Here is a 12,491-nt window from a genome sequence, read left to right as displayed (position 1 = left end):
CGTCTTGTTCTTACGACTCAAATACATCGTTATCGCCGCCGTCAACGTCGTCTTACCATGATCCACGTGACCAATCGTGCCCACGTTAACATGCGGCTTCGTCCGTTCAAATTTCTCCTTAGCCATGGGGCTGCCTCCGCTATATTTTCACACCTTCAAACATTTTCTGGGATACTTCCGCAGGCACCTGCGAGTATTTAGCGAACTGCATCGTAAATACCGCCCGTCCCTGCGATATATTTCTAAGCGTATTGGCGTAACCGAACATCTCCGAAAGAGGCACGCTGACAGCTATGACGGTAACATCGTTTCGCGGCACCATACCCTTAATTTTCCCTCGGCGGGAATTTAAATCGCCGACCACAGCGCCCATATAGGCCTCGGGCACCACCACTTCAACATCCATGATAGGCTCGAGCAGAACCGGGCCGGCCTTGCGGGCGCCTGCCTGGAAGGCCATCGAACCGGCAATCTGGAAAGCCATCTCGTTGGAGTCCACTTCGTGATAGCTGCCGTCGAGAAGTTCACAATGTACGCCTGTCACCGGATACCCGGCAACGATGCCATTGGCCAAAGCGCCCTTGATGCCCTTTTCAACCGCCGGTACATACTCCCTGGGAATAGTCCCGCCAATCAACTTGTTCTCGAACTTGAACTCCGAGCCGTCTTCGGTCGGCTTTATGCGCAGAATCACATGTCCAAACTGACCTTTTCCGCCCGTCTGACGGACGAATCTGCCTTCACATTCCACGCTCTGGGTGATAGCCTCCTTGTAGGCCACCGAGGGCTTACCCACCGCCGCGCCAACGGAAAATTCACGCATGAGCCGGTCGACGAGAATTTCCAAGTGCAGCTCGCCCATACCGCTGATAACGGTCTGGCCCGTCTCTTCATCATAACGCACCTTAAAGGTGGGGTCCTCCTCGGACAACTTCGTCAAAGCGTCGGAGAGCTTCTCCTGGTCGGCTTTGGTTCTCGGCTCAATCGAGACCGATACCACCGGGGCCGGGAAAGTCATGCTCTCCAGCAAAACCGGGTGCTTGGGATCACACAGGGTATCACCGGTGGTGGTCTTGCGAAGACCGATGGCGGCCACGATATCACCGGCCAGAGCCTCTTTGATATCCTCGCGCTTGTTGGAGTGCATCCTGAGAAGACGCGCTATGCGCTCTTTAATACCCGAGGTCGGGTTGTACAGATATGAACCGGCCCTGACAATGCCGGAGTATACTCTAATATAGGTCAGCTTACCCACATACGGGTCGGTCATGATTTTGAAAGCCAGAGCCGATGCCGGATCCTCGGTATCAGGATGACGCTCGATAACCTTATCGGGACGATCGACATCGTGCCCCTTGACCGGGGGCATATCCACGGGCGACGGCAAGAAGTCGACGATGCTATCGAGCAGCTTTTGAATGCCCTTGTTTCTGAACGACGAACCGCAGAGAACCGGTACCATCGATACCTCAATGGTGGCTTTCCTTACCGCCGCCATAACCTCGGCGGGGTCGAGCTCCTCGTCGTGGAGAAACTGCTCGAGAAGGTGGTCATCATAATCGGCCACCGCCTCGAGCAACTTCTCGCGATACTCGTTGGCCGTCGAGAGCATGTCGGAAGGCACTTCGAGATCGTCAAAGGTCGTACCCTGAGAGTCTTCATGAAAAACACGAAATTTCATCGACAGCAAGTCGATAATGCCACTGAACATCTCACCCTCGCCCGCGGGAATAGCCACCGCCACGCATTTGGTGGCAAAGCGGTCATTCATCATCTTGAGGGTATGCTCAAAACTGGCGCCGGTACGGTCCATTTTATTTATATAGGCGATTCGCGGAACACCGTATTTGTCGGCCTGACGCCACACGGTTTCGGACTGCGGCTCGACACCGCCAACAGCGCAGAAAAGAGCCACCGCGCCGTCGAGAACTCTCAGGGAGCGCTCGACTTCGACCGTAAAATCGACATGACCCGGAGTATCGATGATATTGATGGTGTGGTTGCGCCAGAAGGCGGTAGTCGCGGCCGACGTGATCGTTATGCCGCGCTCTTTCTCCTGCTCCATCCAATCCATCGTGGCGGCGCCATCGTGAACCTCTCCCATCCGGTGCGTCTTACCCGTGTAAAACAATATCCGCTCGGTGGTCGTGGTCTTGCCGGCGTCGATGTGGGCCATGATGCCGATGTTGCGAATCTTCTGTAATCTCTCTTTGTCAGACATAAAAAAAACCCTGTCTGATCTTTCCTTTCAGCACATTCGATTAAATTGGAGCGACGGATTAAAAAATCAGCAGGGTTCGAAAGAAGGACTACCACCTGAAATGGGCGAAGGCCTTATTGGCCTCGGCCATCTTATGGGTGTCTTCTTTCTTTTTAATCGACGCTCCTTCATTGTTAGCAGCGGCTATAAACTCGCCGGCCAACTTATCAGCCATAGAATTTCCACTCCTGGCCGAGGCGTACGAAATCAACCACCGTATCGCCAAAGCGGTACGACGGTTCGGACGAACCTCGACCGGAACCTGGTAGGTGGCGCCACCCACGCGGCGCGACCTGACTTCCAAAACCGGCTTGACATTATTCACGGCCTTGTGAAACATCTCAAGACCGCCCTGGCCGGTTTTCTTTTCAACGCTGTCCAACGCTGAATAAAACAGACCCTCAGCCGTTGAACGCTTACCACTCTTCATCAGGCATGACACAAACTGCGTGATCAGCCTGTCCTGGTATTTATAATCAGGGACTATTTCCCTTTTCTGGGCGCTTGTTCTTCTCGACATAACTAAACCAACTATTCCTTAGGTTTCTTGGTCCCATATTTCGAGCGACTACGTTTCCTCTCAGCGACACCGGACGTATCCATGGTGCCTCTGATAATGTGATAACGAACACCGGGCAGATCTTTCACACGCCCGCCGCGAATCATCACGATCGAGTGCTCCTGAAGATTGTGGCCTTCTCCGGGTATATATGCGGTGACCTCAATCTGGTTGGTCAAACGGACACGAGCCACCTTTCTCAAAGCCGAGTTCGGTTTCTTCGGCGTCGATGTATACACCCTGGTACACACACCACGCTTCTGAGGACAAGAACCCATGGCCGGAGCCTTGGTCTTGTAGGTAGGCTGTGTTCTTCCCTTTCGAATCAACTGATTAATAGTCGGCAAAATGTCTCCTGTTTTTCTCTAAATCCGGGTCAAAAATATTTCTACAAAGACGCGTATTTTAGTCACTTAGCCCGAAATTGTCAAGAGTTTTTGTTAAAAATATCGAGGGCCGAAATTTCTTTCGACTCTCCTATTGAACCCTCGACTTCGGACTCTTCCTCATCTTCAATCACGGCCTTCAAGCCCCGGTATTTTTCGATGCCTGTCCCGGCCGGAATCAAATGTCCGATAATGACATTCTCTTTCAGGCCAAGCAGATAGTCGATCTTACCGGATACCGCCGCCTCGGTCAGAACCTTCGTCGTCTCCTGGAACGAAGCCGCCGATATGAAGCTCTCCGTCGTCAGTGATGCCCTCGTAATACCCAAAAGAAGTGGCTGGAACCGCGCCGGCTCGCCGCCCTCGGCAATTACACGAGCGTTTTCCTCATAGAACTTGATCTTATCGACCTTCTCGCCCTCGAGGAAATTCGTATCACCGACATACTCGATCAACACTTTCTGCATCATCTGACGCACTATCACTTCGATATGCTTGTCGTTTATCTTTACGCCCTGAAGCCGATAAACTTCCTGGATCTCGTCCACCAGATAAGCCTGAACTTCCTGGTCGCCGGATACGCGAAGAATATCGTGCGGGTCCTTCGGGCCTTCACATAAACGATCACCGGCTATGACCCGGTCACCGGCGTGAACCATCAGGTGCTTGCCGTGTGGGATGAGGTATTCTCTCTCCTCACCTTCTTCGCCCTTAACAAAAATCTGCTGCTGACCGCGGATAGTCTTGCCAAACTCGACAACTCCTTCGATTTCGGCGATCACAGCCGGATCGTGGGGACGACGAGCCTCAAACAGTTCGGCTACGCGCGGCAAACCACCCGTGATATCTCGCGACTTGGAGATAAAACGAGGCATCTTTACAAGCAGGTCGCCGGCGACAACAGCCTGTCCATCAGTCACTTGAAGCTGCGCCTCGGTCGGAACCCTATAGCTCGCCAGTGTCTTGCCCTTGTCGCTCTCTATCATCACGGTCGGGAAAAGCGACTTGTCTTTGGTGTCCATAATGATCTGCTGAATCATACCGGTCTGGTCGTCAATCGCCTCACGATATGAAACATCAAGAATGAGGTCTTTGAATTTCACCGTACCGGTCTTCTCGGTGAGAATCGTACCGGTGTAAGGATCCCATTCATAAACCACATCACCCTTGTTTATCTTCTGGCCCTCTTTTACGAACAGGTGGGCGCCGTAAGGAACCCGAAGCCGGGCACGCACACGACCGTCATCATCAACGATGTGCGCCTCACCAACACCGTCACGGCTGGTGACCATCACGGTATCATCATCACGGTCCACCGCCTTAATATCTTTGAAAGCGACCGTACCCGGATATTTAGCCTCGACTCGCGACTGCTCGGCAATACGTGCGGCCGTACCGCCGATATGGAAGGTACGCAGTGTAAGCTGTGTACCCGGCTCACCGATTGACTGAGCCGCAATCACGCCCACCGCTTCGCCGATTTGAACCATTTTCATACTGGCCAGGTTGCGACCGTAGCACTTAGCGCACACACCATACTTCGATTCGCAAGTGAGCACCGAGCGGATACCTACCCTGTCGATGCCGCTGTCTTCGATAATGACAGCATGCTTCTCTTCGATCTGCTCGCCGGCGGCGACAATCAATTCATCGTTAATTGGATCATAGATATCCTCCAACGCTACGCGCCCGAGAATACGATCAGCCAGCGATTCGATAACTTCCTCGCCCTCTTTGATCGCAGCGACATGAAGTCCCAGAATCGTCCCGCAATCCGGCTCGCGAATGATTACATCCTGCGCAACATCGACCAGACGGCGAGTCAGATAACCCGCGTCGGCTGTCTTTAAGGCCGTGTCGGCCAACCCTTTACGGGCACCGTGCGTGGAAATAAAGTATTCCTGCACAGTGAGACCTTCACGGAAGTTGGCGGTAATCGGGTTCTCGATAATTTCGCCGACACCGCCAGTGATCTTCTTCTGAGGCTTGGCCATCAAACCACGCATGCCGGCCAACTGACGAATCTGCTCCTTGGAGCCGCGAGCGCCGGAATCAGCCATCATGAACACCGGGTTGAAACCGCCCTTCTGAGCCGACAGATTCTCAAACATGACACTGGCAATCTCACCGGTGACACGGGTCCAGGTATCAATCACCTGGTTATAGCGTTCACCGTTAGTAATCACACCACGCTCATAGCGCTTGGTGATCTTCGCCACCTCATCGGAAGCGTTCTTCAAAAGGTTCTCCTTTTGCGGCGGCACAACCAGATCATCGATTGAAACCGTGACACCCGAAAGCGTGGCATATTCAAAGCCGAGATATTTCAACCGGTCAAGAAACTCAACGGTAGCTTCCTGTCCCAAACGGGTGAAAACATCCTTGACGATATCTTCCAGCGTACCCCTGTTGGCAATATCATTAAAGAACGGGACCTCGTCGGGGATTATGCCGTTAAAAATCAACCGCCCGGGAGTGGTCTGGACCAGTTGATGATTGATCCTGACGCTAATCTGAGCATGCAACGCCAGATGACCGTGATCATAAGCGGCCAGCGCCTCAGCAATAGAACTGAAGCTCATTCCTTCACCTTTACTGCCGGCCTTCGTCTTGGTCAGATAGTAACAGCCGAGCACGATATCCTGGCTGGGAATGGCGATCGGACGGCCCGACGATGGCAGCAGAATGTTGTTGGTCGACAACATAAGTACCCGCGCCTCGAGCTGCGCCTCGAAAGAAAGAGGTACGTGAACCGCCATCTGGTCACCGTCAAAGTCGGCGTTAAACGCAGCGCAGACGAGCGGGTGAAGGCGAATGGCTTTACCCTCCACCAGCACCGGATAAAACGCCTGGATGCCCAGACGATGCAGCGTGGGAGCACGGTTGAGCAACACCGGATGATCCTCGATAATCTCCTCGAGAATATCCCAGACCTCCGGACGCTCCTTCTCAACCAGCTTCTTTGCCGACTTAACCGTCTGCACATAGCCCTTCTCTTCAAGCTTCATGATAATAAACGGCTTGAACAACTCCAGCGCCATGTTCTTGGGCAAACCGCACTGGTGCAGCTTCAACTCCGGGCCAACCACGATGACCGAACGGCCGGAGTAATCGACGCGCTTACCGAGAAGGTTCTGACGGAAACGTCCCTGCTTGCCCTTGAGCAGATCCGAAAGAGACTTGAGTGGCCGCTTCGAATCACCGCGAACGGAATGGGTACGACGCCCGTTATCGAACAGGGCATCGACCGCCTCCTGAAGCATCCTCTTTTCGTTGCGAAGAATCACTTCGGGCGCCTGAATATCTATAAGCTTTTTCAGACGGTTGTTGCGATTGATAACGCGACGATACAGGTCGTTAAGATCCGAGGTTGCGAACCGCCCGCCCTCGAGCGGAACCAGAGGACGAAGGTCCGGCGGAATGACCGGAATAACATCCATGATCATCCACTCGGGACGATTGTTCGACTGACGGAAGGATTCGATAATCCGCAGCCGTTTGAGAATATCTTTCTTGCGCTGGGCCGATGTTTCCACTTTGGCCTGCGCTCGCAGCGTAACGGCCAGTTCATCGATATCGATTTTCCTGAGCATCTCACGGACGGCATCAGCGCCCATCCGCGCGTCGAAAGTCTTCCCCGCCTCTTCGAGATCGAGGAATTCCTCTTCCGATATCACGTCACCTTCGTTATACGAGGTATTGCCCGGGTCGATAATGAGATAGGATTCGTAATACAGAATCTTCTCCAGTTCCCGTATTGAAATATCGAGAAGGTTGCCTATGCGCGATGGAAGGGACTTGAAATACCAGATGTGTGAAACCGGCACCGCCAGTTGAATATGTCCCATGCGTTCACGACGAACCTTCGACTGGGTAACCTCAACACCGCAGCGGTCACAAACAATACCGCGGAAACGGATTCGTTTGTATTTGCCGCAGTTGCATTCCCAATCTTTAACGGGGCCAAAAATTCTTTCGCAGAAAAGGCCGTCTCGTTCCGGCTTGAACGAACGATAATTGATGGTCTCCGGCTTGGTCACCTCGCCGTAGGACCAGGACAGGATCATCTCGGGTGAAGCAATCTGAATCTGGATTGCCGCAAAGTCCGAGGGCTTCTTTCTATCTCCCTGACTTCTTCCTGTCAAATCGGCCATGGATTTCTCCTTTATTCAATTCTGCCCGCCCGCCAGGGCGGGCAGAGTTACTTTCCAAACGCTAACGACTATTTCTCTACCAGTTTGACATCCAGGCCAAGCGCCTGAAGTTCCTTTATCAACACATTGAACGCCTCGGGATAACCCGGTTCCGGCGGGTTCTCACCCTTGACGATCGCCTCGTAGACCTTGCTGCGTCCGGTCACGTCATCAGACTTAACCGTAAGCATCTCCTGGAGAGTATAAGCCGCGCCGTAGGCCTCAAGCGCCCACACTTCCATTTCACCAAACCGCTGGCCACCGAACTGCGCCTTACCACCCAGCGGCTGCTGGGTAACCAGAGAGTAAGGGCCAATGGAGCGGGCATGGATCTTATCATCCACAAGGTGCGACAACTTCAGCATATAGATGTACCCGACCGTTACCGGATTGTCAAATCCGTTGCCGGTGAGACCATCGTACAACTGAAGTTTGCCGTTCTCGGGAAGACCGGCTTTGCGCAATTTCTCCTGTATCTGTTCAACAGTGGCGCCCTCGAACACCGGGGTGGCAATATGCTCATTGAGCCTTCTGGCGGCCCAGCCCAAATGTGTCTCGAGAATCTGACCAACGTTCATACGCGATGGTACGCCGAGCGGGTTGAGGATGATATCGACGGGAGTACCGTCTTCCATATAAGGCATATCCTCAACGGGCACGACCTTGGACACGACACCCTTGTTGCCGTGTCGCCCCGCCATCTTATCACCGACAGAGATCTTGCGGCGAATAGCAACCGTCACCTTGACAAGCTGCTTTACACCCGGAGGAAGTTCGGCGCCGCGGACCACCTTGTCCACCTCGATCTCCATCTCCTGCTTCTTCGCATCGATAAGCTCGCTGGCTTCGGCAATAATACCGTTGATGTGCTTGTTAGCGCCATCATCATCCGTAAAACCGTCCGGGGCAACGACCGAGTCGAAATCGAACTCCGCGAAAAACTCGGCCTTGTACTTGTGACCGGAGCGTACCACCACGGAATTATCCACGACCGAACGAACCGTCTGCGACGATTTGCCGTCCGCCAGCTCACCGATCTTCTGGTTGCGCAACTTGGCGATGTCGCTGATCTTCTTATTGAAGATCTTCTTGATCTGCGCAACCTGCTCTTTCTCCGCCTTCTTGGCCTCTTCGGTTCTCTCTTTACGGGTAAAGACCTGGGTCCTGATGACCACACCCTTCATTCCGGGCGGCGCCTTCAGACTGGCGTCCTTGACATCTCCCGCCTTCTCGCCGAAGATGGCTCTCAGCAGACGCTCCTCCGGAGAGAGCTCTGTCTCACCTTTGGGCGTGACCTTGCCGACCATAATGTCGCCGGCCTCAACTTCAGCGCCGACGCGAATAATCCCCTGCTCGTCCAGATTCAGTAGCGCTTCTTCAGAGACATTGGGAATCTCCCGCGTGATCTCTTCCGAACCGCGTTTGGTATCGCGAACCTGCAGTTCGTATTCCTCTACGTGGATCGAAGTGAAGATATCTTCACGAACCAGTCGCTCCGAAAGAATGATGGCGTCTTCGAAGTTGTATCCGCGCCAGGGCATAAAAGCAACGAGAACGTTGTTCCCCAGCGCCAACTCGCCCTTATCGACCGCCGGTCCGTCGGCTATAACATCACCTTCCTTAACAGTCGCTCCCAGAGCGACGGTGGGGTGATAACTGATACACGTATCCTGGTTGGAGCGACGGAACTTGGTCATCTTGTACTCTATGTCCTCGACATAACCGAGTTTGCCGACACGCTGACGGACATCGGGACGGATCACAACCTTCTCGGCGTCAACATACACGACTTCGCCCGCCTCCCGGGTTTTTATTACCGCCCCGGCATCAGAGGCCACTTTGCGTTCCATGCCGGTTCCAATCAGCGGAGCCTCCGTTTTCAGAAGCGGCACTGACTGGCGCTGCATGTTGGAGCCCATGAGAGCGCGGTTGGCGTCGTCATGCTCCAGAAACGGAATCAGCGATGCCGCCACGGATACGATCTGACGGGGAGAAACATCCATGTACTGGATCTCTTCAGGCTTCACGAACGGATAGTCCGAACGGTTGCGGGCCATGATCAGGTCCCGCACGAACCTGCCCTTGTTATCCAGCGGCTCGTTACACTGAGCTATATGGTAACGGTCCTCCTGATCGGCCGAAAGATACTCGATTTCATCGGTCACCTTCCCCTTGACGACCTTGCGATAAGGAGTCTCCAAAAAACCGTATTTATTGATTCTGGCGTAAGTAGCCATCGAGGTAATCAGACCGATATTCGGTCCTTCCGGAGTCTCGATGGGACACATGCGTCCATAATGAGTGTGGTGAACGTCACGCACCTCGAACCCGGCTCTTTCGCGGGTCAGACCGCCCGGGCCTAGAGCCGAAAGACGGCGCTTGTGCGTGAGTTCCGACAAAGGATTTGTCTGGTCCATGAACTGCGAAAGCTGCGATGAACCAAAGAACGTGTCGATCACCGACGAAACGGTGCGGGCGTTAACCAGAAGTTGCGGCGTCAGGTTTTCCTGGTCCTTCAGAGACAGACGCTCACGAATAGTGCGGGCGATGCGCGTAAGACCAACCGAAAACAGATTCCCGAGCAGTTCGCCGACAGTGCGGGCGCGACGGTTACCCAGATGATCGATGTCATCGGTGAAACCGATATCGTTGCACAAACCGGTCAGATACCTGATAATGGCCACAAAATCCTTGCCGTCCAAAGTCGTCCTGTCCAGCGGGACATCCACCCCCATACGCTGGTTGATCATATACCGGCCAACCTCGCCCAGATCATAGCGCTTGTTGCCGAAAAAGAATTTATCCACCAGCGACTCCGCCATCTCAAGCGACGGCGGCTCACCGGGACGGAGAATAGAATATATCTTGAACAGCGCTTCTTCGCGCGACTTGGTAGTATCCTTTTTGATCGTATTTAGGATTACCGGCACCTCACGACGGTCTTTAGCGGGGACAATTTTGAAACTCTTGACGCCGTTATCCTTGATTTTTTCAAGCATGGCATCGTCAATGGGATCACCCGCGGAATACAGGATCTCACCCGTCTCCTTGTCAACAATCGTCTCGGCCAGATGGGCCCCATCGAGATTGACTTCTTTTTTCCGGCCCGGATTGAACTCTACGGGGTCGTAAAACAACTTGACGATATCGTCATCGGTGGAATGGCCGAGGATTCGAAGCATTATCGTGACGGGGAGTTTTCGTTTGGAATCGATATAGAGATACATGACATCGTTGATGTCAGTGCTGAACTCCATCCAGCTTCCACGATAAGGAATAATACGAGCCGAGAAGAGCCTCTTGCCGTTAGGATGGGTTTCTTCGTCGAAGAAAACACCGGGGCTTCGGTGAAGCTGACTGACCACAACGCGTTCGGCGCCATTTATGATGAAAGTCCCCCACTCGGTGACCAGCGGAAGCTCGCCAAGATAGACATCCTGCTCAATGATGTCCTTGACTTCCTTCTGCTCCCCCTCTCCCTGACGCGAAATAAGTCTCATGGTAACCCGGAGCGGAGCGGCAAAAGTCATATTGCGCTCGCGGCACTCGTCAATGCTATACCGGGTTGGGCCGAGATGATAGCCGACATATTCCAACGAGTAGTTCTCGTGAACATCGGTAACCGGGAAAACTTCGCTGAATATTTGGTGCAGGCCGGCCTTTTCTCTTTTCCCCGCGGGCACATGAGGCTGGAGAAAATCGTTATAGGAGTTCAACTGAACTTCCAAAAGGTTGGGCATCTCCGTTGCATCGGATCCCACACCGTAGTTAATACGTTCAATCATTTTAGACTGGGTCAAGTTATCACCCTCCTAAAAAAGACAAAACAACCCATAAGACGGCAAAACCCCGCCTCGGGTTATTGAGAACATTAATTTACGATTCCAGATGTCTTGGCGATCCTGTCATCGCTATGACTTATCTCCCTATAAATTATTCAGGGAGCCAAATTCTGCAGTCAATCAGCCAACAAAAAACAAAATCAGGGAATTTACTTATGCGTAAGTAAAACCGGCCGGGAACCCGGAGGTTCCCGGTTTTCCATAATCTGGCAGCTACTTTATTTCGACGACTGCGCCAGCCTCTTCGAGCTTGGCTTTGGCCTTCTGGGCGTCTTCTTTGCCCAAGCCTTCTTTTACCTTACACGGAGCGCCTTCGACGAGGTCCTTGGCTTCCTTTAAGCCCAGTGAGGTCAACTCACGAACCACCTTGATGACCTGAATCTTCTTGTCACCAGCGGAGTTCAGAACCACATCGAATTCCGTCTTCTCCTCGGCAGCAGCCGGACCTGCAGCTGCGGCAGCGCCAGGAGCATAAGCAACCGGAGCAGCCGCGGTCACACCGAACTTCTCCTGAATCGCTTTCGAAAGATCAGCCAGATCCATCGCACTCAGCTCAGAGATCTTGTTGACAATTTCTTCAATCACTGCGTTTGCCACTTCAATTACCTCATAAATTCTAAGATTAACTAATTTACCATTTATTCCGAAACGCCCTGCACCCAGGCGGTGAGACCCGGCCGCCTAGAAGCGTGGGTGCCGTTCGCTTCGTACGGTCTCATCAACCTTCACTCTTTTTCTTTTCCGCGAGCGCATCAACACTGCCGATAAGCTCACGGAAAAATCCATCCAGACTGCCTACGAGCGCGCTGAACGGCGACTCAACCGCCGCGACCAACTGACTCAACAGAATCTCTCTCGGGGGCAGTTCAGCCAGACGCTTGATCTCGGTTCCCTCATATACCTGGTTGTCAACCACGAAAGCCTTCATCCTCGGCAATTCTTTTTCCCTGAACGAATCATTGAGGATTTTGGCCGCCATGGCCGGGTCGGCGCTGGTAAACGCGACCGCGGTCGGACCGACAAAATGATCATCGAGCCCCTTGATGCCGGCCTCACGGGCCGCCAGCTTCATCAGGGTGTTCTTGCCAATCAGGTATTTAATACTGTTGTCACGGAGGTTCTTGCGCAAATGCGTCATGTCAGCCACGTTAAGACCCTGGTAGTCAGTAACAAACAAGGAGCCGGAAGCTTCGAAAAGCTTCTTCATCTCGGCAACGGCTTCGATTTTTTCCGGTTTAGGCATAACTCAAA

8 protein-coding genes are annotated in these 12,491 nt (G+C 53.2%); all 8 read right to left on the bottom strand.

The annotated features are described in order from the left end of the window. Positions 1 to 126: GTP-binding protein (locus AB1483_06865; protein MEW6412180.1), on the bottom strand; the 126-nt coding region annotated here is incomplete at its 3' end. 13 nt (positions 127 to 139) lie between these two features. Next, entirely contained in the window at positions 140 to 2,221 is a 2,082-nt protein-coding gene (gene fusA / locus AB1483_06860; protein MEW6412179.1) for an elongation factor G, read from the bottom strand. An 88-nt stretch (positions 2,222 to 2,309) separates the two neighbouring features. After that, positions 2,310 to 2,780 (bottom strand): 30S ribosomal protein S7, encoded by a 471-nt coding sequence (gene rpsG, locus AB1483_06855; GenBank protein ID MEW6412178.1) that lies wholly within the window; start codon positions 2,778 to 2,780, stop codon positions 2,310 to 2,312. A gap of 11 nt (positions 2,781 to 2,791) precedes the next feature. After that, a complete protein-coding gene (gene rpsL, locus AB1483_06850) occupies positions 2,792 to 3,166 on the bottom strand; it encodes a 30S ribosomal protein S12 (GenBank protein ID MEW6412177.1) in 375 nt (124 codons plus the stop codon). Positions 3,167 to 3,246: 80 nt separating this feature from the next. Further along, positions 3,247 to 7,359, bottom strand: a complete 4,113-nt coding sequence (gene rpoC, locus AB1483_06845) for a DNA-directed RNA polymerase subunit beta' (protein ID MEW6412176.1) — start codon at positions 7,357 to 7,359, stop codon at positions 3,247 to 3,249. Positions 7,360 to 7,427: 68 nt separating this feature from the next. Beyond that, positions 7,428 to 11,198 carry a DNA-directed RNA polymerase subunit beta gene (gene rpoB, locus AB1483_06840; GenBank protein ID MEW6412175.1) on the bottom strand — a complete coding sequence of 1,257 codons (3,771 nt, stop codon included), beginning with the start codon at positions 11,196 to 11,198 and terminating at the stop codon, positions 7,428 to 7,430. A gap of 255 nt (positions 11,199 to 11,453) precedes the next feature. Further along, positions 11,454 to 11,837: a 50S ribosomal protein L7/L12 gene (rplL, locus tag AB1483_06835; GenBank protein ID MEW6412174.1), complete on the bottom strand. Its 384-nt coding sequence runs from the start codon at positions 11,835 to 11,837 to the stop codon at positions 11,454 to 11,456. Positions 11,838 to 11,958: 121 nt separating this feature from the next. Continuing rightward, positions 11,959 to 12,483: a 50S ribosomal protein L10 gene (gene rplJ, locus AB1483_06830; GenBank protein MEW6412173.1), complete on the bottom strand. Its 525-nt coding sequence runs from the start codon at positions 12,481 to 12,483 to the stop codon at positions 11,959 to 11,961. Positions 12,484 to 12,491: the final 8 nt, after the last annotated feature.

It is taken from the genome of Candidatus Zixiibacteriota bacterium (assembly GCA_040756055.1).
In the GTDB taxonomy this organism is placed as follows: Bacteria; Zixibacteria; MSB-5A5; order GN15; family FEB-12.
This window is presented reverse-complemented; position numbering and strand designations above follow the sequence as displayed.

Coding starts and splice junctions, on each gene's coding strand:
- fusA (MEW6412179.1), bottom strand. CDS start 2,221: ATGTCTGACAAAGAGAGATTACAGAAGATTCGCAACATCGGCATCATG.
- rpsG (MEW6412178.1), bottom strand. CDS start 2,780: ATGTCGAGAAGAACAAGCGCCCAGAAAAGGGAAATAGTCCCTGATTAT.
- rpoC (MEW6412176.1), bottom strand. CDS start 7,359: ATGGCCGATTTGACAGGAAGAAGTCAGGGAGATAGAAAGAAGCCCTCG.
- rplJ (MEW6412173.1), bottom strand. CDS start 12,483: ATGCCTAAACCGGAAAAAATCGAAGCCGTTGCCGAGATGAAGAAGCTT.